Source organism: Psychrobacter raelei, assembly GCF_022631235.3.
GTDB lineage: Bacteria > Pseudomonadota > Gammaproteobacteria > Pseudomonadales > Moraxellaceae > Psychrobacter > Psychrobacter raelei.
On the sequence record NZ_CP093310.2, the window covers coordinates 125,554 to 147,522 of the forward strand.

At 46.1% G+C, this 21,969-nt stretch carries 16 protein-coding genes and 1 pseudogene; 10 read left to right on the plus strand and 7 right to left on the minus strand.

The features are described 5' to 3' along the window. The first annotated feature begins 141 nt into the window (after positions 1–141). Both hisA and MN210_RS00545 read left to right on the plus strand, forming a co-directional pair. Positions 142–921, plus strand: a complete 780-nt coding sequence (gene hisA, locus MN210_RS00540) for a 1-(5-phosphoribosyl)-5-[(5-phosphoribosylamino)methylideneamino]imidazole-4-carboxamide isomerase (RefSeq protein WP_011959397.1) — start codon at positions 142–144, stop codon at positions 919–921. Positions 922–1,093: 172 nt separating this feature from the next. Further along, positions 1,094–2,707 carry a mechanosensitive ion channel domain-containing protein gene (locus MN210_RS00545; protein WP_338412853.1) on the plus strand — a complete coding sequence of 538 codons (1,614 nt, stop codon included), beginning with the start codon at positions 1,094–1,096 and terminating at the stop codon, positions 2,705–2,707. 152 nt (positions 2,708–2,859) lie between these two features. Here MN210_RS00545 and MN210_RS00550 read toward each other — a convergent pair whose 3' ends face one another. Then, the gene (locus MN210_RS00550; RefSeq protein ID WP_338412370.1) at positions 2,860–4,128 is read right to left on the minus strand and encodes an alpha-hydroxy-acid oxidizing protein; all 1,269 of its coding nucleotides are present in this window, start codon (positions 4,126–4,128) and stop codon (positions 2,860–2,862) included. A gap of 515 nt (positions 4,129–4,643) precedes the next feature. Here MN210_RS00550 and MN210_RS00555 point away from each other — a divergent pair. From MN210_RS00555 to MN210_RS00565, 3 genes are all read left to right on the plus strand, one after another. Continuing rightward, positions 4,644–5,597: an MBL fold metallo-hydrolase gene (locus tag MN210_RS00555; protein WP_110815909.1), complete on the plus strand. Its 954-nt coding sequence runs from the start codon at positions 4,644–4,646 to the stop codon at positions 5,595–5,597. 402 nt (positions 5,598–5,999) lie between these two features. Beyond that, positions 6,000–7,304: a hypothetical protein gene (locus MN210_RS00560; protein ID WP_241878880.1), complete on the plus strand. Its 1,305-nt coding sequence runs from the start codon at positions 6,000–6,002 to the stop codon at positions 7,302–7,304. A gap of 142 nt (positions 7,305–7,446) precedes the next feature. Beyond that, entirely contained in the window at positions 7,447–8,436 is a 990-nt protein-coding gene (locus MN210_RS00565; protein WP_338412371.1) for an NADP-dependent oxidoreductase, read from the plus strand. Between the two features lie 63 nt (positions 8,437–8,499). Here the strand turns inward: MN210_RS00565 and MN210_RS00570 are convergent, their stop codons facing one another. The 3 genes from MN210_RS00570 to MN210_RS00580 form a co-directional block, all read right to left on the minus strand. Beyond that, the gene (locus MN210_RS00570; protein WP_011959402.1) at positions 8,500–9,138 is read right to left on the minus strand and encodes an alpha-ketoglutarate-dependent dioxygenase AlkB family protein; all 639 of its coding nucleotides are present in this window, start codon (positions 9,136–9,138) and stop codon (positions 8,500–8,502) included. A gap of 27 nt (positions 9,139–9,165) precedes the next feature. Next, positions 9,166–10,113, minus strand: a complete 948-nt coding sequence (locus MN210_RS00575; RefSeq protein WP_338412372.1) for an alpha/beta fold hydrolase — start codon at positions 10,111–10,113, stop codon at positions 9,166–9,168. Positions 10,114–10,286: 173 nt separating this feature from the next. Then, complete coding sequence (locus MN210_RS00580) at positions 10,287–12,197, minus strand: ABC transporter ATP-binding protein (RefSeq protein WP_110815912.1); 1,911 nt, start codon at positions 12,195–12,197, stop codon at positions 10,287–10,289. Between the two features lie 486 nt (positions 12,198–12,683). Here MN210_RS00580 and MN210_RS00585 point away from each other — a divergent pair, with 486 nt between their 5' ends. After that, complete coding sequence (locus MN210_RS00585) at positions 12,684–13,568, plus strand: EamA/RhaT family transporter (RefSeq protein WP_338412373.1); 885 nt, start codon at positions 12,684–12,686, stop codon at positions 13,566–13,568. A 59-nt stretch (positions 13,569–13,627) separates the two neighbouring features. Then, a pseudogene (locus MN210_RS13275) lies at positions 13,628–13,696 on the plus strand (IS3 family transposase); the annotation flags it as partial. A gap of 73 nt (positions 13,697–13,769) precedes the next feature. On the opposite strand, the gene MN210_RS00590 reads toward MN210_RS13275, so the two are convergent. Next, on the minus strand, positions 13,770–14,735 hold the full coding sequence (locus MN210_RS00590) for a D-2-hydroxyacid dehydrogenase (RefSeq protein ID WP_338412374.1): 966 nt from the start codon (positions 14,733–14,735) through the stop codon (positions 13,770–13,772). Between the two features lie 607 nt (positions 14,736–15,342). Here MN210_RS00590 and rapA point away from each other — a divergent pair. The 3 genes from rapA to MN210_RS00605 all read left to right on the plus strand — a co-directional run bounded on the left by rapA (position 15,343) and on the right by MN210_RS00605 (position 19,275). Further along, positions 15,343–18,225: an RNA polymerase-associated protein RapA gene (rapA, locus tag MN210_RS00595; protein ID WP_110815916.1), complete on the plus strand. Its 2,883-nt coding sequence runs from the start codon at positions 15,343–15,345 to the stop codon at positions 18,223–18,225. A gap of 142 nt (positions 18,226–18,367) precedes the next feature. Next, positions 18,368–18,835: a Cys-tRNA(Pro) deacylase gene (ybaK, locus tag MN210_RS00600; RefSeq protein WP_011959409.1), complete on the plus strand. Its 468-nt coding sequence runs from the start codon at positions 18,368–18,370 to the stop codon at positions 18,833–18,835. A 65-nt stretch (positions 18,836–18,900) separates the two neighbouring features. Then, on the plus strand, positions 18,901–19,275 hold the full coding sequence (locus tag MN210_RS00605) for a 5-carboxymethyl-2-hydroxymuconate Delta-isomerase (RefSeq protein WP_241878887.1): 375 nt from the start codon (positions 18,901–18,903) through the stop codon (positions 19,273–19,275). 4 nt (positions 19,276–19,279) lie between these two features. Here the strand turns inward: MN210_RS00605 and MN210_RS00610 are convergent, their stop codons facing one another. Together MN210_RS00610 and MN210_RS00615 are read right to left on the minus strand one after the other, a co-directional pair. Continuing rightward, a complete protein-coding gene (locus MN210_RS00610; RefSeq protein ID WP_241878888.1) occupies positions 19,280–19,768 on the minus strand; it encodes a hypothetical protein in 489 nt (162 codons plus the stop codon). 166 nt (positions 19,769–19,934) lie between these two features. After that, the gene (locus MN210_RS00615) at positions 19,935–21,755 is read right to left on the minus strand and encodes an acyl-CoA dehydrogenase C-terminal domain-containing protein (RefSeq protein ID WP_338412375.1); all 1,821 of its coding nucleotides are present in this window, start codon (positions 21,753–21,755) and stop codon (positions 19,935–19,937) included. Between the last annotated feature and the right edge of the window lie 214 nt (positions 21,756–21,969).

Below are 21,969 nucleotides of genomic sequence, written 5' to 3' on the forward strand. Positions count from 1 at the left end.
CTAGGATTATACGTTAAATTACCCTAAAATTGCCAGTATGTTTGCTAATTTAAGCAGTTTGAGGCTACAAATGTAACCTAAAAATGCTTTTTACTCACCCTATATTTTTCCTCGCTTACTATTTAAGCTAAGGCCTTTGATATGCGTACTCAATCTCCTTTTACCCAAAATACCGATGTAACGACCGCTGTGGCACCACTTCTTATTCCTGCCATTGATCTAAAAGATGGCAAGTGCGTGCGTCTTAAGCAAGGCCGTATGGAAGATGACACAGTATTTTCTGACGACCCTGTGGCGATGGCCACTCGCTGGGTGAATGAGGGTGCCCGTCGTTTGCATTTGGTGGATCTAAACGGTGCCTTTGATGGTGTGCCGGTGCACAAAGATGTGGTGATGCAAATCGCTAAGGCGCATCCGAACCTACCTGTACAGCTTGGCGGCGGTGTACGCAGCCTACAGACCATTGAGCATTATCTGGCTGCGGGACTGACCTATATTATTATCGGTACCAAGGCGGTTGAAAACCCCGAGTTTGTGGAAGAGGCTTGCCGAGAGTTTGCCGGTCATATCATCGTCGGCATTGATGCCAAAGACGGCATGGTTGCTACCCATGGCTGGGCCAATGTCACCGATACTAAGGCCACTGAGCTTGCTAAGCGCTTTGCTGATGCTGGCGTATCTTCTATCGTATATACCGATATTGCGCGTGATGGCATGATGCAAGGCGTGAACGTCGAGCAAACCGTGAATTTGGCCCGTGTTGGTGGTCTGCCGGTTATCGCATCAGGCGGCGTGACTGATATGAAAGACATTGAGCTGCTAAAACCCTATGGCGACTGCATTGAGGGTATCATTACAGGCCGGGCTATTTATGAAGGCACCCTAGATTTGGGCGAGGCTCAGGCTTATTTGGATAAGTAGTGTACCCCATAGCCCAGTAGATATTCAGATAAGCAGACCCTCAACCTAAAAACATCAGAGTAACCGGAGAACAATGCCCTTTTTTTTAAAGCTGTCTCATAGCCACCGCACCACTGAATCTGGCTTGCGCCTAAAACCCATCACCGCTGATAGGGGCAGGCTAGGGGCTGTGATGCTCCTTGTTAGTGCATGGCTATGGTGCTTGCCGGCGCAAGCGCTAACTGAAGCAGAGCAGCAAGGTACTAACAGTGAGGCCTCAAGCGTCAGTGCCGAGCCGGTGGAGAGTAATCAAGAGATTGAGCAGCAACCGGTGGACTCAGATAAGCCAGACATAGCTGAGACACCGGGTGCGGTCAATGTGCCTACCGCGGGCAATATAACCGACAAAGACACCGTGATTGCCACCAAGCCTGATCAGGTCAATGATCAAGATATCAAGCAGCGCATTAGCGGTATCTACTCTGAGATTGAAGGATTAAAAGCGCTTAGCGTTACGGTTAGCCAAGGTGTGGTCAGTATATCGGGTGAAGTGCCCAATGAAAAAAAGGCGCAGCAAGCCATTAGCTTAGCCAATAGGGTCAACGATGTGGTGGCCGTCGAGGACCGCATTAGTCGTACGCTGGATGTGCAAGACAATGTCACGCCGGTAATTAGTTCGCTAAACCAGCAAATCCGTGCTTTTATCCAGGCGTTACCGCTGCTGGTAGTGGCCATTTTAGTGTTTGCTGCGGTGGTCTGGTTTGGGTCTTGGCTGGCACGGCGTGAGTCGCTATGGCAGCGCATCACTCCCAATCCCTTTATTGCCGAACTGCTGGCACAAACGGTTAAGGTGCTGTTCTTTGTTATTGCGCTGTTGCTCGGCTTAAGCCTGATGGGGGCTGAGGCCATCATTGGCACCTTGCTCGGAGGTGCCGGTGTTATCGGTATTGCAGTGGGCTTTGCAGTAAAAGACACCATTGAGAACTATATTGCCTCTTTGATGCTCAGTATCCGTCAGCCCTTTCAGGCGCGAGATTTGGTCAGTATTAATGGTCAGCAAGGCATTGTGGTACGTCTGACCAGTCGGGCCACCATTTTGATGACCTCAGATGGCAATCAATTGCGGTTGCCAAATTCAGAGGTGTTTAAAGGTACTATCTTAAACTACACCAAAAACCCCGAGCGCCGCTTTACCTTTCAGTTGGGCGTCGATGCTAATGATGACCCCTTAGCAGCAATCAAGGTAGGCTTAGAGGCAGTTAACAGTCTGGATTTCGTCCTTGATAACCCAAAAGCTGTGTGCATTATTACTGAAGTCGGCGACTCCAATATCATGCTTGAATTTCAAGTATGGGTCGATCAAACCGATACCGATATCATGAAAGCTCGTAGTATCGCTATTCGTGAAGCCAAGCATGCTCTTGAGGACCATGGCTTTAGCTTACCTGAACCGATTTATCGGTTGCGCTTTAACCAAGATGTAGAGCATGCCATCATGCAATTGCATAGCGCCTTATCCGGTGAATCAGCAGAGTCTACTGAATATGACAACAGCTTTGTGGCAAATAACCCTAAGCTGATTGAAGCGCTGAGCAAACAAATAGCGGCACTCAATAATCAAGCCAAACCAGATACCGTACAAAAAGAGCAAGCCAAGCAGCGCGCCAAGCAGATACTGGGTGATAAGGCGGTCAAAGAGATCTTTGATGCCAAGCCTGATCCAAAATTGATGCAAAAAGTAGAAGAGGAAATCCAAGACCACAGCGGTGATAAAGACTTATTAGATGGTAATAGTCCGCAAGAGTAAGCCGTTGTCATTTGAATGTACAGTCAACACCTTCATGTACAGTCAACACCTTAATATACCGTCAGAACCAAAAAAAAGCTGAGCTCCCATATCGGGGCTCAGCTTTTTTTGGTATTCACACCTATAGGCTTTTAGCGCTTAATTATCAGCTCTTAGCCATTATAAGTGTCGTATTTCTCATTCTCACCAACGATATCAATGTAGCTTGGGTTTAAATCAGACAGTTTGGCCGCACCACTAAGTAGCATGGCTGTTTTTAAATCTTGCTCTAAGAACTCAAGCACTGACTGAACGCCTTGCGCGCCGCCTAAGCCTAGACCATATAATACTGGACGACCAACGGCCACAGCATCTGCACCCATTGCCAAAGCACGTACAACATCAATACCACGGCGTACACCACCATCTAAAATGATAGGCACACGGTTGTTTACAACCTTAGCAATGGCCGGTAGCGCAGTCATACTGGCAGGTACACCATCGATTTGACGACCACCATGGTTGGATACTTGGATGGCATCGGCGCCGGCACGGATAAATTTATCCGCATCATCAGGGCGTAAAATACCTTTAACAACGACAGGTAGACCGGTGAAGCTCTTGATGAACTTAATGTCTTTGGTGGTTAAAGAGGTTTTTTGATCAAAGAAGTTACCAAAGCCGCCTTTTTTCGGATCATGGTTACCGAAGTTTTTGTCAGGACGGAATGGGCTGCCCATCGCTTTAAAGTTATCAGGCTGACCTGGGCCTAAGGCATCGGCAGTCAAGATGATGGCTGAGTAACCTGCTTTTTTGGCACGAGTAAGTAGCTGACGTGTCACAGCTTCATCATTGTTGTAGTACAACTGGAACCATTTTGGACCAGTTGTGGCACTTGCAATCTCTTCTAACGTGGCATTTGAGGCCCCAGAAGAGCAATATAAAGTTTTGGCTAGGCCGGCACCACGTGAGGTATCTTGCTCAGCTTTTTCATGCACCATAGCATGAGCACCCATTGGCGCAACCATGATGGGTGAGTTTAAATCTAAGCCCAATAGGCGGGTTTTGATATTAATGTCATTATTTGATAGACCGACCAAGCGCTTAGCTGCGATACGATAGTCGTTAAAAGCACGGCGGTTTTCACGTAAGGTCCATTCTTCACCAGCTGCCCCTGATACGAATTCATAGCCGGCTCTAGGAATGACGGCACGCGCTTCAACTTCCAAGCGGTCTAGACTGATGACGTTTAATTTCTTTTCTGCGGTGCTGGCAAGATAGGGCGCAGGTGGCGTCTTGGCATCATTCGCCGCCGCAAACACTTGAGTGCTCATTAACGGTAGGGCAGTGGCGCTTAGACCAATACCGGCAGCGCCGATTAGCTGACGTCTGGAAAGTGATTTGTTAGCCAACGCTTCAGCTGATTTGTTAGAAGTTGTCATGATAGTATCCTCAAATTAGGTAAAAAACCAAGGTTAAAGGTTTATTAAACAAGCATAAAACAGCTGTTAGGTTACGCTGTCAAAGGGGTGTAATCATTTACTTAGCAATTTATTATAATCCTTATAACTAACGCTTTTATATTTTTCTAGGCGTCTTTTCAGCAAGCTGAAAACTCAGTTATTCGGTATAAGGGATATATTATGCTTAGGTTTTTATTTTACCTTGTATAAACAATCCTTGCACTATGTTAAATTTTATTAATGAAAGATTGCTGATATAATAGAGTAACAAATCTATAGACCTTTTACCACAAGGTATAAGCTCTAAAATCTTTATTAATCCATCTATATTTTTTTACAAAAGTTAATCATAAGTTACTTAATGAATCACAAGTTAACATAATGAAATAAAACTTCAGGAATTAAACACACTAAGATATAGTCTACATTATAAGTTAAAGATTATGAGTAGTGGTTTAATTTCATTACCTATTATAAAATTTTGGAGGTTTATTATGAGTTTTTTGAAAAAATCTATGTTGGCATTGGCAGGGTTAACCTTGTCATTGGCTGCAACAGCGGCCTCGGATACCGGAGTGGCGGTTGATAAGTCGAAGATTGGTGCACGTCCTGTGTTGCCTGACTTTACTGTAGGCATGTGTGATGATGCGGCACCTACTCTCGTGCATCTAAAAGACAACTTATATCGCCATACCAACGGCAAAGGTTTGGCCGTGCACAGTGGCATCGTTATGATTACCGATGAAGGTGCTTTGGTTGTTGATGCCGGCGCGACTTGTGCGGCTGAATGGTTAAATAAAGAGATTAATGAGCGCTTTAAAGTACCCGTCAAATATGTGGTAGTGACTCATGCTCATGCTGACCATATGGCTGGAACGGATGTGTTTCAAAGAGCAGGTGCAACAGTGGTCGCTAATCAGCGTGCACTTGAGCCAATTATTGGTGAAAAACTACCTTATGCCGTGCCAGATAAAGTCTTTGACAAGGACATGAGCATTACTTTGGGCGGCGAAAAAGTAGAGCTACATCACGTAGCGCCAAGCCACTCAGACAGCATGACCATGGTGTTATTCCCCCGTCAGAAAGCGCTACAATGTACCGACGTGTGTCAGCATAAGACCATGCCATACAATGACTTCTTAGACTTTTATTATCCAGGCTGGATTGATACTTTAGATTGGGTAGTGGCTCAAGATGTGGATATCATTGATATTGGTCACTACACCCCAGCCACTAAAGCGGATCAAGTGGCCTTACGCAACTATATGGTAGATTTGCATCAACAAGTACTCGACTTAACCCGTAGAGGCCAGACTTGGGATCAGTTATATCGTAACGTAAAATTTAGTCCTGAAGTACAAGAGTGGACTAACTTTAGTAACATGAAAACCCTAAATGTCCTAGGTATGCACCGCTGGGTAACGAACCATCGCCGTGGTATGTGGTAGGCCACCTCTATAATTAAAATCTAAGTGATAAAGACTTATCGTCTATCACCTTAACGCTACAATATCGAAAACTAAAAAAGACGGGTATCGGTTAGGCCCGTCTTTTTTTGTGTCTAAAATTTGTCTGAACAAAGAGTAGGTATGAGCTATGTCAAATTTTACTTAACCTTTGTTAATCATATATTAATATAACTACCACATTTTTTTGCAAAAAAAACAATAAAACTCAGCTATCTTATTTATTAACCTTCGCCGTAAAAGAACCCATTTAACGTATCTAATTATAGTTAGTTTTAGATTAGGGGTGACTTTAGGGAGGGCGGATGTCAATTAAATGCCCATAAACGAATAACTCACAACTTAATAATCAGCAATCAATAAATAAATAAAAAGGCAAATACCATGAGTCACATTACAACTTACAATGAATTAGTCCAAGCAGTCATGAAAGGTGAACAAGAGCTGGTCATCGGCCGAAGCATCTTGGTTAGTAGCTCGTTTACCTTAGCCCCTAATGTGATATTGCGAGGTGAGGCACAAGAAAACGGCGAGCTGCCAACCTTATCGTTTTCGCGTACCGATGGTATTGCCTTAACCAAGAATAACCACATCAAAGACTTAAACATTCAGGCCGATGCCTCACACCGTGCTATTTATAACATCTTGCAAGAACAAGATTTGGGCAGCTTTCAATTTGAAAATCTAGGCCTAGTCGGGCAATTGTCATTCATCACCCGTCCAGGTACTAAGTCGGCCAAGGTCAGCATTAAAGATGTAGACATTATCGCCTGTGATGCGCGCCATTACCCAGAGCAGCCGCAAAAGTACGGCGTCAATGTGCTTCAAGGTGCGCTGACTGTGTATAACTTTAATAGCGAAAAAGACAGCCGGATTGATTTAACGATAGACAATATTACGATTGGTCGTAAAAATGCCCCTGTATTAGGCTCAGGCTTATTTGTTTCAGGCTTTGGTGATGAGGGTGGTACGGTTGTGGCTGATCGCATTACCACCGGTGCGGTGTATTCAAATGGTAAATTGCCGTTTGGCGTACCCGATATCATTACTGCCGCAATCTTTATTGTCTATGGCGCCACTGTCAAACAGCTCACCCATAATGAGACCATCGTAACTTATGGCGTTAGCGATATGGTGTTAGATACTTGGGGACATGTGGATAACTGGCTGTCAGAAAAAGATGTTATCTCGTACGGCCCAAGCGGTATAGGGTTCGTAAACTTCGGTACTGTGGGTAACTTTGTGGTAAAAGGCGATGTGAAGACTTATGGTCTAGGGGCACGTGGTTATAACCAGTATGATGGGACAGTGGATAATATCGAATTTGGCAGCATCGAAACCTTCGGCGATGGCTCAATTGGTATTCAGTTAAGCCGTAAAATTGGCAAGCTGACTGTGCACCGTGATGTGATTACCCACGGTGGTGAAGGCCAGTCACTGGTGAAAGGGGTATTATCTACCCTAAAAGCCATTGGCTTATCGGTTAAAGAGGGCGGAGAAGCTGAGCAAATTAATATTGGTGGTAATTTAGAGACCCAAGGCAATGAGGTAAATACAGTAGAAGTTAATAAGGGCGGTAAAATTCATGCCATACAAGTGGGCGGTGGGATTGTTGCCAAAGGCGAGAAAAGCAAACGCCTAGACATCGAAGACGGTGCAGACGTACCTGAGTCTTTAAAAGAGGCTTAATGCAGACATTGTAGTGATGCTTTAGGCAAGGTGGCAGTCAAGATGGCATCGATATACAGAGTTAGGCTAGAGTTCTTAGCGTAACGGTATTATGCTGTACGACTACCACTCACTAAAGCAATAACAATACAAGGAGTATGTCATGTCTTCAACGTACCCACAGACACAATCGGCCATCATCATCACAGAATTTGGTGAGGCAGATGTTTTGCAGTATCGCTCAGATATGGTGGTGCCTAGTCTTGATACAGGTATGGTCTTAGTCAAGATTGCATACGCCGGCATTAACCCAGTCGACTATAAAACCCGTCAAGGTTTGGGCTGGGGCGCACAAAGTATCAAAGACAATCAGTTTGCTGCCAATCAGCCTGCGATATTGGGCTTTGATATGGCAGGCGAGGTGGTCGACAGTACCGTAGCGGACTTTAAGCCAGGAGATAAGGTGGCTGCCTTAAATTTCCAAGGCGGCTGCTATGCTCAATATAATACTGTGGACGCTCAAGTGTTGACAAAAGTGCCTGAAGCGGTCGATCTAAAGACAGCCGGTGCGCTGCCTTGCGTCGGCACCACTGCCAAGCAAATGATTGATTTTGCTGATATTAAACCAGGTGAGCATGTGGTTATGAGTGCACCTGCCGGCGGGGTGGGCCATCTCACCTTACAAATGCTGGTGAATGCCATCGAGGAAAAAGGTATTAAGATTACCCTTATTTGCTCGGCTGAGAAGTATCAAAAAATCGGTAGTTTCATTGACCTAAGCAAACTTGAAGGCTGGATCGACTACACCAAACAAGAAGCTTTTCCAGAGCTTGAGGCCGATTTATTATTAGACTTGGTGGGCGGTGAAGCGGGTAAAAAGGCATTAGCCGTGGTCAAGACCGGTGGCCGTGTGGTGGTATTGCCTTCGATTTGGGCCGATGAGCTAAAAAAAGCGGGGGCGGATAAACAGCTACAAGTAGAAGGCTTTATTGCTAAGCCCAATGCTCAAGACTTGGCCGCAGTCTTAAATCAGATTGCCCAAGGTAAGCTTGTGCTTCAGATCCAAGATACTTATCCATTGGCAAAAACTGCCGACGCACATCAGGCGCTAGAGACAGGGGACAGCTTTGGTAAGATTGTGCTGGAGATGTAGGGCTTTATTTAAGTGTGATGCAAGCCAATTGTCTAAGACACAGCAGATTACCGTATGAATGCATTAAGGATGGTTAAGCATATGGCGGAAGGTTAAGCTTATCCGCCCGGTATCCACCTTTTTAGTCTTAGTGATACTGTGTTTCCAGTACTGCTGAGTATCACCACGCATCACGACCAGTTGTCCTGACTCAAGATAAAGCTCGACTTTATCTTGAGTTTTTTTATGCTTAAACACAAATTTACGGGTGGCACCCAATGACAGTGAGGCGATAATTGGCTGATACCCAAGCTCAGGCTCATCATCGGCATGATAGCCCATGCCCTCCTCGCCACTAGGGTAGTAATTTAGCAGACAACTGTTAAATTGAGTGCAAATTTTTAGCGGTTGTAATTGCTGTTCAATCATATGTTTCACGTGAAACACAGCCGGATGCCAAGGCTCAATAGGGCGGGTATGTCCTGAGTAAGTATAGCTAAGGGCCTGTGTGGATGCGCTTGGGGTATCTCCCATCCACACAATCTGCCGAGTGGTTATATGGGTCTTGCCAAACAAAGTAACTTTGTCAGACTGCCAAGGCAACTCGGCAAGCAGCTGCTGATACAGCGCTTTATCATCAGTGATGAGTCGCCCCAAATCATTGACAATTCCGTCATAGGGCAACAGATTATCGGTTGGGGCTGGTGCAAATAAAGTGCTCATAAGCTTGTATCTTTATGGCACACGCAGCTAGCGTGACTGCAGCTTAAAAATAAGCTTGGCACACTGCTCTGGTGCTTCCATCGGCACTAAATGGCCATAGTCTGCTAAGGTGGTTATCCGGTCGCGGGGCACAATGCCTTGCCAGCTTTTGCGGACATCATCGCTGACAAACATGGTGGGCTTGGCCAAAATCAGATGGTAGGGCAGATTTAATTGATTAAGTTTTTTTAGGGCAGGGGTAATATAGGGCGTGCCAAAGTAGCTGGCCAGCTCATATTGTGGGCCAAACAATAGCGTAAATCCGCCTTCAGGCTTTTCAATTAAGCTATTGGCAGCAAACAGGCGCAAGTTCTCATCACTGATACGGCGAAAAGGTGACTGAGCGCGCAGATGTTGATAGTAGGCCTCGACGCTCTCCCAGTCTGCTTGTTTGACTTTGGTGCTTTTAAAGGGCTGACGAGTTAATAACACACGTCTGGGTATACGGCTATACAACAGCGATTGCGCTTTGGTAAAGGTCACTGGGTCAATTAAATAAATAGCACAAAACAAATCCGGGCGTTTGGCTGCTGCCAGTGCAGTAGCCGTAGCGCCTTGGGAATGACCGATGCCGATGACCGGGCCACTTTGGGTTTGCTCTAAGAATTCAATCAGCATGTCAGCGTCTTGCTCCCGAGTCATCACCTTATCTTGGGGTAGGTCATGCCAGTAGCCACGCATCGCCAAGCTGGTCACATGAAACTGGTCACTTAGTGCACTGAGTAACGGCTGATACACACCCACTGTAAAGCCATTACCGCCATAAAAATGAGCCATAGGTTTGGGCTGCGGCTGATTATTTGATGACTCAATATCTGACACCGTGCTGTCAGAGGCAGTATGTAATTGAGCAAAGTCATAGTAGCGGGCCTGTTTGCCCGAAAGCTTGATACTATGCTCAAATTGGGCGGTGTCATTGACCTGAAGTCCTTTCATGTGTGCATCCTTTTTTTAGCTGTTTGCTAGCCAACTGTGTAATAGTATAAGCGGCGCTAACAGGCTTGCTTATCTAATCCTAAGCTTACTAATCATAAGCTTACTAATCATAAGCCTACCAATCATGAGCCTACCAATCATGAACCTAGGTTAGTCTCATGCTAAACTTAAGCTTACGTCGCTATGTCCTCATCATCGCCTAAGAAGCCGCCACTTTGTCTTTGCCACAGACTGGCATAAACACCGTTTTTCGCCAACAACTCTTCGTGACTGCCTTGCTCAATAATGCAGCCTTTGTCCATGACCACTAAGCGATCTAGCGCGGCAATGGTCGATAGACGGTGGGCAATGGCGATCACAGTTTTGCCCATCATCATGCTGTTTAAGCTTTCGGTGATGGCGTGCTCAACTTCTGAATCGAGCGCACTGGTGGCCTCATCTAACAATAAAATGGGCGCATTTTTTAGCATAACTCGGGCAATAGCGATACGCTGACGTTGCCCCCCTGATAGCTTAACCCCACGCTCACCAACCTGTGTATCAAGCCCGGTATTGCCTTTGGCATCGTGCAGGCCTTGGATGAAGTCCCAAGCCTGTGCCTGCTTACATGCCGCGATAATCTCAGCGTCTGTGGCAGTCGGGCGGCCATAAGCAATGTTCTCACGCACTGTACGGTGCAAAAGCGAGGTGTCTTGAGTGACCATACCAATCTGTTGGCGCAGACTCTCTTGCGTCACCGCATCAATGGCTTGACCATCAATAATAATATGTCCGCCATCGACATCATAAAAGCGCAGTAGCAAATTAACCAAGGTCGATTTACCCGCCCCTGAACGCCCCACTAAGCCAATCTTTTCACCAGGTTTGATATCCAGATTAAAGTTATCGAGCAGCTTAATGTAGTTTTTGTGCTTGGTTGATGCTTCAGGCTTGCTGTCTTCTGTGGCGATACTCAGGTCGCTGCCTTCATAGCCGAAGTCGACGTTTTTAAACTCAATATGACCCTCACGGACCACCATATCCGGAGCACCGGGCTTGTCCACCACGCTTTGCGGTGCAGACAACGTGCGAATACCATCTTGCACCGTACCCACGCTTTCAAACAAGCTGGCCATTTGCCACATAATCCAGTGAGTTAAGCCATTTAAGCGCAGTGCCATAGCGGTAGCTGCGGCAATAGCGCCCACACCCACATCACCGCGCTGCCATAAGTGCAGACCAATGGCGGCGGTACTGCCAATTAAGATGACGCTAATGAGATGGTTCACAAATTCCAGCGCCGTCACCCAGCGCATCTGACCATGTACTGTGGCCAAAAACTGCTTCATCGCTGATTTGGCATAACTTAGCTCACGCTGAGAGTGGCTAAATAGCTTGACAGTCATAATGTTGGCATAAGCATCGGTAATGCGCCCAGTCATCAGGGCGCGTGCATCGGCCTGAATGCTGGCTGTTTGCTTTAATTTGGGCAAAAAATACCAAAGCGTAAACCCAAACAACACCAACCATAGCGCAAAGGGGATAAGCAGTAGACTATCGAGCTTGAATAAAATAATGCCACTGGTGACGAAATACACCAGCACATAAATCATCATATCCACCACAGTTATCACGGTATCGCGCACCGCAAGCGCTGTCTGCATCACTTTAGCAGAGACGCGTCCTGAGAATTCATTTTGGTAAAACTGCATTGACTGACCCAGCATACGCTTATGAAAGCGCCACCGCATCTGCATCGGGAACACGCCTTGGATAACTTGGAAGTGAACCAAAGCGGCAAAGCCGACCCAAAATGGACTGATAATCAGCACCACAGCCATCAGCTTTAATGGTCCGCTTTTTTCTGCCCACAGACTAGAGGGGGTATACATCCCAAGCCAGTCGACCAGATTGCCAATCCACGCAAACAGCATGGCCTCGTACATACCGATACCGGCGGTGAGAATCATAAATAACAGCAGCCAGCCACGCAGACCATAGGTACAGGCCCACAAAAACTTAAACAGTCCCTCTTTGGGTAGCGGGATCTTGTTCTCTGGGAAAGCTGAAAGACGGGTTTCAAAATAGTGAAAGAGCTTTTTCATAAAAGTCAGCAGGATCGATGTTGGTTGTGATGAAAGATAGTGGTTTTAGAAGGCACAAATCGTCATAGTAGAGGAATAATATGACAACGCAGCACTATCTTTTTTTGAGTGTCGCATATCGATGCGATACCAGGTAAAAAGCTGAGTAGCACAAAAGCTAGATGCTGTATTTGAACAAGCAATAGGTATATGAACAACAACTACACGTTTAACCCTAAAAAGTCGGCTACAAAGCCGGCTTTATAAGTATAGGTCTGATAGTCCGTATAATCAGAGCTGATATGGGCATAAGACAGATAGTTTGTACTAGATAGGGATAAACCGGCCAGAAACAAGGGCTTATTTTAATAAATTGCTGACTGCCAAGGCTGATTTTGCGTTAAGCTGTGATATGAGGTGTCAAAATTAGGTCGAGCAAAATATCTTGTATCTTTCGAAATAAATTGTTACATTCTTCGCTATTTTTATGAATTGGGCTCAAAAACTATGACATATCTGGTTATCGCTGTGCTATGCAGTGTGGCAGTTTCTATTTTGCTCAAAGTGCTTCGTCATCAACAAGTAGATATCCGCCAGACCATCGCGGCCGGTTATCCTGTGGCATTTTTGCTCACATTTGTATTACTCAAGCCAGACTTTTCAGGAATAGGGCAGCTTGGTGATGCGTGGGGTATTATTCTGCTGCTGGGCATATTACTGCCTTTGGTGTTTGTCATCTTAGGCCGAGCCATTGAGTCTGTTGGCATTATCGCTACTGACGCGGCGCAAAGACTGTCACTGATTATTCCTATTGTTGCCGCCTTTGTCTTATTTGGTGAAACCTTGACCACGCAGCGCACCTTGGGCATAGCGCTTGGGTTTTTGGCATTATTGGCGCTCATTACTCGTCATCCGGAGCCGGCGGTGGTTGGACAATCTGTCTACTCCTCAACACCCAATACGGCACCAATAAAAAGACCAGTTGGGCTATGGCTGCTGGGGGTGTGGCTGGGTTATGGGGTGATTGATATCTTATTTAAGCAAGTGGCCAAGCAAGGGGCTGCTTTTGCGTTGACCTTATTTATGGCCTTTGGTCTATCTGCTGTCTTGCTATTTATGTATCTGATTGCCAAAAAGACCGTGTGGGACAGCAAAGCCTTGATTGCAGGCGTGCTGCTTGGGGCATTAAATACGGGTAATATCTATGCTTATGTTAAAGCGCACCAAGTGCTGTCTGACTCGCCAAGTGTGGTGTTTACGGGTATGAACGTTGGGGTTATTGCTGTGGCCACTTTGGTTGGCGTATTTGGCTTTAAAGAGTCACTCAGTAAGCTTAATATTGTGGGTATCTTACTGGCCATGGCTTGCGTGTTTGTGCTGTTTTGGGCGTAGTCTGTTTATGGGCTAGGTAGCCTAGGTAGCCTAGGTCGCCACGGTGTGAGCTCTCTTACCATGAGCGTATTCAACTTAAACTAAAAGGACTGAGTCCTGTGCAATACAGAACTCAGTCCTTGATCTAAGCTAAACCGTCCAACATTTGGGGTTCAGTTCAATGCTATGGGGCTTTTTTGATAAACGGCTACTGCTCAATAGCTAGGATGACACTGAGTGTTTGTGTGTGGTAATAAACTCACTGACCTGTTTGGTTAAAATATCCCACAGCTTTTGCTGCGCAGCCTTACTGGCCCAAGCATTGTGCGGACTAAAAATCAGGCGTGGATGATTTTTTTGCCCCAATTGCCATAATGGATCCTCCTGAGTGGTCGGCTCTTGTTCAAACACATCAGTGGCGTAGCCCAGTACTTGACCTTGCTCTAGCGCTTCAACCATGGCTTTTGAGTCTACAATTCCGCCGCGTGCCACGTTCACCACCAAGGGTTTTTTGCTCATTTTGGCCAAAGTATCAGCGTTAATGAGGTGCGCTGTTTTTTCGGTCAATGGACAGTGCAGGCTAATCACATCAGAGGTCTCGAGCACAGTGTCAAAGTCGGTATACTCATCATTGCGCGGCGCTTGACCTTGATGCTCGGCCCAAAGCACAGTCATGCCAAAGGCTTTGGCAATTTCGGTGACTCGTTTGCCAATGGTGCCGACACCGATAATGCCCAAGGTGGTATCCTCTAAGTCAATTAATGGCACATCCATCAGGCTGAAGTTGCCTGAGGCCTCCCAGCTGCCATCGATGACTTTGTTGTGATAATGGACGCCGGAGCGCAGTGCCGCCAACATTAACATAAAGGTATGTTCTGGCACACTTTTTACGGCATAACCGGCGACATTGTATAGCTCAACACCCTGTTTTTTACAGGCGTCAGCATCCACATTGTTCATGCCAGTGGCCGTTAATTGAATGAGCTTTAGGTCCGGTAAAGCGGCGATAACCTCAGCGCTAATTTTTACCTTATTGGTAAAGATAATCTGCGCCCCTTGGCAGCGCTCGATGATTAACTGATCGTCTTGGGGCGTCTCATCAAAGGTTTGATACTCATCAATACCTTGAGGTTTTGGCAGCGCCAATCCTTCCAAAAAAGTGCCTCTGTCTAAAAAAACCGCTTTCATTTGTTGCTCCTTATGACTAAATGGCTTATTGAGTGGCCCATTCATTCATCTGTTAACTGATACATTGGCTGATGCATTAACTGATACCTTGATTAATGAGCTGGTCTAGAACAATGGCCATTTAAATTTTTTATTATTGTGTACAGTGGGGGTATAAACAGTTGTTGATACAAAATTATGGCTGTAAGGGCTCATCCTAACATTGTGGCGCCAAGTTCAAAAGGGCGTCTTTAAAGACAATGGCCAGCCTACATCGCTTAGTATCTTAATAGATGGTAAGGTGACAGCGCCCAAAACTGCCTTAAAATCGGCAGATAGTGAACAAAATTTGATTAAATCAGCCAAACAGACGCAAAATTGGTTAAAAAAGAGTCAAATTAGGCGTAAAATTGATTCCTTTTACATTGTTTATTATAAGTTGCCGTAAAACCCTGCCTGACTCTAAAGGGCTTTTTAAAGATTAGGTATAGAATTTACGAACTTTGACCTCATTAACGTAGATAGTGCTTATAATCCTTTATAATAAGACATAACTGACAGCGTGCTAGATATCGTTGTGGCTTGTGCCTAAGCAAACTCCACATTTAATAAAAGAACTGATAGATTTATGACAATAGCTGCTTTAATTCCCGAATTCGCCGTTGGTCAACGTTATTTATCCGACACCGAAGCCGAGCTTGGCTTAGGCGTGGTTATTGATGTTGACGACCGCTGCGTGCATATCTTATTTGCCCAAAGTGAAGAGACCCGGGTATATGCCAAGAACTCTGCGCCTTTATCCCGAGTGACCTTTAAGGTGGGCGATGAAATTACCGATCAAGATGGTAATGCCCATATTGTCACCGGCGTTGATGAGGTGATGGGCGTGATTAAGTATCATGTGGACGGCCATCCGCGCGGTATTATGGAGACCCGTTTGGCAGCCAATATCACCCTAGCTAAGCCATTAGAGCGCTTATTGGCAGGTCGTGTTGAGCGTGGGGATTGGTATGAGCTACGTCAAGATATCTTGCGTATGCAGTCAGCCTTAGCCGGTCACCCGCTTAAAGGCTTGATGGGTGCCCGTGTGGATATTATTCCGCATCAGTTATATATCGCTCATGAAGTGGGTAAGCGCATTGCACCCCGTGTGTTATTGGCAGATGAGGTGGGTCTGGGTAAGACCATCGAAGCGGGACTGATTATCCATCAGCAGCTGCTAACAGGTAAGGCGCAGCGCGTACTGATTTTGGTACCTGACAGCTTACAGTATCAGTGGATGGTTGAGATGCGTCGCCGTTTTAACCTAAACTTTGCCCTATTTGACTTGGTGCGTACTGCGGCTATTAAAGAGCACAACCCAGATCAAAATGTGTTCACCACTGAGCAGTGCATCATTGCAAGCTTAGATTTGCTGCTTGATCATCATGATTTGTATGAGCAGGCGATGGAGGCGGGCTTTGACTTATTGGTAGTCGATGAAGCGCATCATCTGCACTGGGACCCCGAGCAGGGCGGTAATGATAAGTATGAGCTAGTAGCAGACTTCGCGCATGAGACACCCGGTGTTCTATTATTGACTGCTACCCCAGAACAGTTAGGCGTTGAGAGTCACTTTGCGCGTTTGCGTTTGCTAGATTCTGACCGCTTTGATGATTTGGATGATTTTATCGCCGGTCAAGCGGCTTTTTCTGACACTGCGGCAGTGGCTGAAGTGTTGATGGATGACAAGCCACTGACTGACGGTCAAATCAACGCATTGACCCACTTATTAGGTATGCCTAACCCAGAAGAGCTGGCCGGCATTAATGAAGATGACAAGCTGCGCACCTATGCGCTAAACCAGTTATTGGACCGTCATGGTACAGGCCGTGTGCTGTTTCGCAATACGCGTGATAGCGTCCAAGGCTTCCATGGTCGTACCAGTCGTCCGCATCCACTGCCTTGTCCAGACAGCTGGCAGGGCAATTATCAAACTTGTGGCAAATTACGTGAGCAGCTTTGGGGTGAAGAAAATCAACCCGATGGCGGCTGGCTAGAAGATGATCCGCGTGTGCCTTGGCTCATTAGTCTGTTAAAAGAGGAGCTCAAGCAGAAAAAAGTTCTGCTGATTGCCAGAAGCGGCGCCACTGTTGAGAGCTTAGAGGCGGTTCTGCGCCTACATGCCGGTATCAAGACAGCCATCTTTACTGAGCAAATGAGTCTGCTTGAGCGAGATCAGGCGGCAGCCTTCTTTGCCGATGATGCCGGCGCACAGATTTTGCTGTGCTCAGAGATTGGCTCAGAGGGGCGTAACTTCCAGTTTGCCAGCCACTTGATTTTATGGGATTTACCGGCCAACCCTGATACCTTAGAGCAGCGTATCGGCCGCTTAGATCGTATCGGTCAAAGCCAAAAGATCACCTTACATGTCCCTTACGTGCAAGGCACTGCCCAAGAGCGTATGTATAAATGGTACGATGCGGCGCTGAACATCTTTAACCACATCTCGCCCACAGCGCAGACGGTACAAGAGCAGTTTATTGTGGATCTCAAGCCGCTGCTTGAAGGGGCTGATACACCCGAGAACCGAACAGCATTAGAGGATTTAATCACTGAGGCAGGTGCAGTACGTCAAGCGTTAGAGGCAGAGTTACAATCAGGCCGTGACCGTCTGCTTGAGTACAACTCGTGTCGTCCACGTGTGGCAGGCCGTATCGCTGATGCGATGAGCGACTTTGATGCCAATAACCTATTGCCGGCTTTCTTAGACCGCTTCTTCTCTTCAGTCAATCTAGATCACAGTGTACAGCGTGATGGATCTTGGATTATCCATCCACCAGAGGCCGAAAACAGCCAGCATACTGATGTGGATAATCTACCCATTTCTGAAGATGGTATGACGCTAACCTTTAAGCGTAGCCAGGCACTGATGCGTGAAGACATGGACTTCTTGACCCATGAGCATCCGCTGATGTTGGCCATTTATGACATGGCCAATTCTGGTACCTTTGGTAACACTACAGTGGCCATGTTAAAGAGCAACACAGTGCCTGAGGGCATGCTGCTGCTTGAGGTGAATTTTAGAGTCACCACCATTGCGCCAAAAGTACTGAACTTAACTGCCAACTTGCCCACCCAAATGCTGCGAGTGTTCTTAGGGGAGCAAGGCGGGGACTTGTCAGAGCGCATCACCGCAGATATGATCTTGCCACACATTGAGCGCCTGGACAAAAACCGTGCTCGCCAAGTGGTGAAAGTGCGCAGCCAAGTGATTGAATCGCGTTACCATGATGCTGAAGCCATTGCTCAAGGTAAGCTTGACACGATTAGCGCTCAGGCTTTGGCACGCTTTAGTCAAATTTGGGAGCGTGAGATTAACCGCCTAAAACAGCTACAGCAAGTGAACCCCAACGTGCGTGATGAAGAGATTGAGCGCCTTGAATCGCTTAAAGCACAAGGTGAGCAGGCCTTGACCAATTTGTCATTGGTGCCAGATAGCATTCGAGTGTTGGTGGCGGTTAAGCCTTAGACTCAGTCTCTACCAAAAAAAATCAGCGACAATTTAGCCTGATCGAAGTTGTTAGACGCCCCACTTATCAGTGGGGCTTTTAGTTTTTGGTGTAATGCGTTACTCTAAAACCACTTCAATGATATTGTAGAGGGCAGTGCATATGACCCCAGCTGTGAATTTAGCCAAAAAACTCAAACTCGATTATCAACTACATGAATACCAGCATGATCCCAGCGCTGAGTCTTATGGACTAGAGGCCGCTGACAAGCTGGGTCTGCCACCCGAGCACGTGTTTAAGACCTTGGTGGTGGCCACTGAGAGTGATAAATTGGCGGTGGCCATTTTGCCGGTAATTGCCACCCTCAATTTCAAAAAAATGGCCAAGGCTATGGGCTGCAAAAAGGTGCAAATGGCCGACCCCAAAGTGGTCGAGCGCAGCAGCGGTTATGTGCTGGGCGGCGTCAGTCCCTTAGGACAAAAAAAACGACTGCCAACTGTCATTCATGAGTCCGCCCAGCAGCTGACGACGATGCATGTCAGCGGCGGCAGACGTGGGCTGGAGATTGAGTTACCGCCGGCGCAATTGGCGCAGGCACTGACTGCTAAATTTGCCGATATTATTGATTAATACTTTAGATTTAAGTCACTTATGTCGTTTTTTTGATTTCAACTTACCTTATATAGAATATCCTAATGCCACATGTTATTGTTCAAGCCACCCCCAACGTTACCATTAATCGCCCTGAGCGCTTACTAAAACAGATCAACAGCTGCCTATGGGAAACTGGCCATTTTGATAAGCCGCAAGCCATTAAAGCGCGCCTGCTTGATGTAGAGACTTTCTTAGTTGGTATGGAGGATGATCAGCAGCAAGAGGGGTTTATTTATCTGCAATTAAGACTGATGCCCGGACGCAGCCAGCAGATTCGTGATGAGCTGGCTGAGAAGCTACGCATCTGTTTGCAGCAAGAGCTTGAAGCACAGCAGTCTGGCCGAGTTACTATTCAGTACTGTGTTGAAGTCATTGAGCTTAGCGCAGCTTACAGTAAGGTGCGCGTGCAGCCGTAGTCCACTACTGACAGAGGTCTTGACTGGCGTAGGTGGGCAGGATAATCACTTCAGCTTGATAGCCGGCCTTGCCGCCTTGAGTTGCCATTAAGTTGCGGGCAATGCGCAGCTTATAGGTACCCGTCTCGGGCAAGCAGTTTTGATAGACGATACCGCCCTTACTGCCGTCTTGCTGACCTGAGGGCATGTGCAGTACGCCGACATTTGCCGTTTCTGCAGTGCCTTTTAGTGGGGTAATATTGATTAAGGCAAACTGACCTTTTTGTGCTTTAAACTGATACCAAGTATCTTGCTGCTTGGCCGCTAATATCCCAGATACTTTACTGCTGACCGCCCCTTTCTCGAAGTGCAGAGGCTTGATAGAAGCCGCTACACCGAGCTGACTTACTCCTAGCAGCGCCAATAAACAAAGCTTAGCACCGCTTATGCTGCTGCGGCTTTTACGGCTTAATTTGTGTTTATGTGATGCGTTAATGGGGTGAATAATAGCCATAACTTGTCCTCGGGTTAACTAAAAATGAGTTAATCGGCTGATAAAAGGCGAGCTGTTTAGTATGAGCTGAGCTTGCTTTGGTGTGAAGTAAAAAATTGTAGAGGTAAAAAAACCGCCCTAATAAATAGGGCGGTTTTTTTAATCTAGTGGCCAAATAGCCGATGGATTAGTCTAAGAAAGCAAAGTGCTCGATGTCCATGTCAGTCATAGACGAGCTTGGCGCTACCATGCTCTCAGCATGACCTGAGGTGCGTGGTAGGATCTTATCAAAGTAAAATTCAGCAGTTTGAATTTTGGCTTTGTAGAATTCAGGGGCTTCTACACCACCGTTTTCAAGCTTGTCATAAGCGACAGCAGCCATACGTGCCCAGTGATAAGCCATCATGATGTAGCCCGAGTACATTAAGTAATCCACAGAAGCTGCTGAGATGATTTCACGGTCTTTACGGGCACTTAGCATTAGGCGTACAGTTAGCGTATTCCATTCGGCACATAGCTTGGTTAATGCCCAAACAAATTTACGCATGTTTTTATCCAGTGCATACTCACCACACCATTTCATGATGCTTGAGGTGTAATCACGGATGATTTTACCTTTTGACTGTAAGATAACCTTACGGCCTAATAAGTCTAATGCTTGAACGCCAGTAGTACCTTCATATAAGGTTGAGATACGAGCATCACGAGCGATAAGCTCCATACCCCACTCTTTGATATAGCCATGACCACCATAAACTTGCTGGCCTTCTTTAGCCGCTTCAATAGCCAGCTCAGTTAAGAAGCCTTTTAAAATGGGGGTATAAAAACCTAATTTGTCATCCCACTTCTCAAATTCTTCGTTGTTATTTTCAGCCACACCCTGTGACATCTTGTCGGCATAACGGGCAGCATGATAGATCATTGAGCGACCGCCTTCAGCGAAAGCTTTCATGGTCAATAACATACGGCGCACATCAGCGTGGTTGATAATCGCATCGGCTACTTTTTCAGGCTCTTTTGTGCCAGAAAGGGTACGCATTGAACGACGCTCTTTGGCATATGGTAAGGCATTTTGGAAGGCCAATTCACAATGAGCTAAGCCTTGGATACCGGTACCGATACGTGCGGTGTTCATAAAGGTGAACATGGCTTTTAGACCACGATTTGGCTCACCAATTAAGTAGCCTTTAGCATTATCGAAGTTTAGAACACAGGTGGCTGAAGAGGCGATACCCATTTTGTGTTCAATAGAGCCACAGCTTACGCCATTGCGCTCGCCGGCTTCGCCTTCTTCATTGATATTGAATTTAGGTACGATAAATAGTGAAATACCACGGGTACCTTCAGGCGCATCAGGAAGGCGCGCCAGTACAATATGAATAATATTGTCAGTTAAATCATGCTCACCACTTGAGATGAAGATTTTTGTGCCATTCAGCGTATAGCTACCATCTTCTTGTGGCACAGCTTTGGTCTTTACTTGACCCAAGTCAGTGCCCGCTTGTGGCTCAGTTAAGCACATAGTGCCTGACCACGTGCCTTCTATCAATTTTGGCAAGTAAGTATCTTTTTGTTCTTCAGTACCGTACTGCATTAAGGTGTTGATACAGCCAGTAGTTAGGCCAGGATACATCGCCCAAGGCCAGTTTGCGGTACCCATCATCTCTGATTTAATAAGGTTTAAAGACATGGGTAGGTTCATGCCGCCGTACTCTTCTGGGTACGAGATACCTTGCCAGCCGCCTTCAACGAACTGGTTATAAGCGTCTTTAAAACCTTTAGGCGTCGTTACCACACCATTTTCAAAATGGCAGCCTTCAGCATCGGCTGGCTGATATAAAGGGCTAAGAATATTTTCGGCAAAGTCGGCCATGCCTTGCAAAATCATATCGACCGTTTCAGGGTCGGCATTGGCACCATTGCTTAAGTCTTTATAATGCTTTTGAAAATCAAAAACATCGTTTAATAAGAACTTCATGTCACGAAGGGGGGCTTTATAACTTAACATAAGGCAGTCTCTTTTATTTTTTAAGTGTCGCTGTAAAACATTATCACCACTGGATAATGCAAGGCTTTATAATGAAATAATGAAAGTTAGTATAAGCGCAATTTATATAAAAGCCTATTATTTATAACTATTATTCATGTGTGTATACTTGTATCATAACCATAAGTTAAATTTAATAAGCACAGCTGCGTCCAATATTAAATAAAAATTAACT

Excerpts from the sequence above, each read along its gene's own strand:
- MN210_RS00555 (WP_110815909.1), top strand. The coding sequence starts at position 4,644 with ATGAGTTTTTTGAAAAAATCTATGTTGGCATTGGCAGGGTTAACCTTG.
- MN210_RS00590 (WP_338412374.1), bottom strand. The coding sequence starts at position 14,735 with ATGAAAGCGGTTTTTTTAGACAGAGGCACTTTTTTGGAAGGATTGGCG.
- MN210_RS00550 (WP_338412370.1), bottom strand. The coding sequence starts at position 4,128 with ATGACAACTTCTAACAAATCAGCTGAAGCGTTGGCTAACAAATCACTT.
- MN210_RS00570 (WP_011959402.1), bottom strand. The coding sequence starts at position 9,138 with ATGAGCACTTTATTTGCACCAGCCCCAACCGATAATCTGTTGCCCTAT.
- hisA (WP_011959397.1), top strand. The coding sequence starts at position 142 with ATGCGTACTCAATCTCCTTTTACCCAAAATACCGATGTAACGACCGCT.
- rapA (WP_110815916.1), top strand. The coding sequence starts at position 15,343 with ATGACAATAGCTGCTTTAATTCCCGAATTCGCCGTTGGTCAACGTTAT.
- MN210_RS00565 (WP_338412371.1), top strand. The coding sequence starts at position 7,447 with ATGTCTTCAACGTACCCACAGACACAATCGGCCATCATCATCACAGAA.
- MN210_RS00580 (WP_110815912.1), bottom strand. The coding sequence starts at position 12,197 with ATGAAAAAGCTCTTTCACTATTTTGAAACCCGTCTTTCAGCTTTCCCA.
- MN210_RS00545 (WP_338412853.1), top strand. The coding sequence starts at position 1,094 with ATGCTCCTTGTTAGTGCATGGCTATGGTGCTTGCCGGCGCAAGCGCTA.
- MN210_RS00605 (WP_241878887.1), top strand. The coding sequence starts at position 18,901 with ATGCCACATGTTATTGTTCAAGCCACCCCCAACGTTACCATTAATCGC.
- MN210_RS00560 (WP_241878880.1), top strand. The coding sequence starts at position 6,000 with ATGAGTCACATTACAACTTACAATGAATTAGTCCAAGCAGTCATGAAA.
- MN210_RS00615 (WP_338412375.1), bottom strand. The coding sequence starts at position 21,755 with ATGTTAAGTTATAAAGCCCCCCTTCGTGACATGAAGTTCTTATTAAAC.
- MN210_RS00585 (WP_338412373.1), top strand. The coding sequence starts at position 12,684 with ATGACATATCTGGTTATCGCTGTGCTATGCAGTGTGGCAGTTTCTATT.
- ybaK (WP_011959409.1), top strand. The coding sequence starts at position 18,368 with ATGACCCCAGCTGTGAATTTAGCCAAAAAACTCAAACTCGATTATCAA.
- MN210_RS00575 (WP_338412372.1), bottom strand. The coding sequence starts at position 10,113 with ATGAAAGGACTTCAGGTCAATGACACCGCCCAATTTGAGCATAGTATC.
- MN210_RS00610 (WP_241878888.1), bottom strand. The coding sequence starts at position 19,768 with ATGGCTATTATTCACCCCATTAACGCATCACATAAACACAAATTAAGC.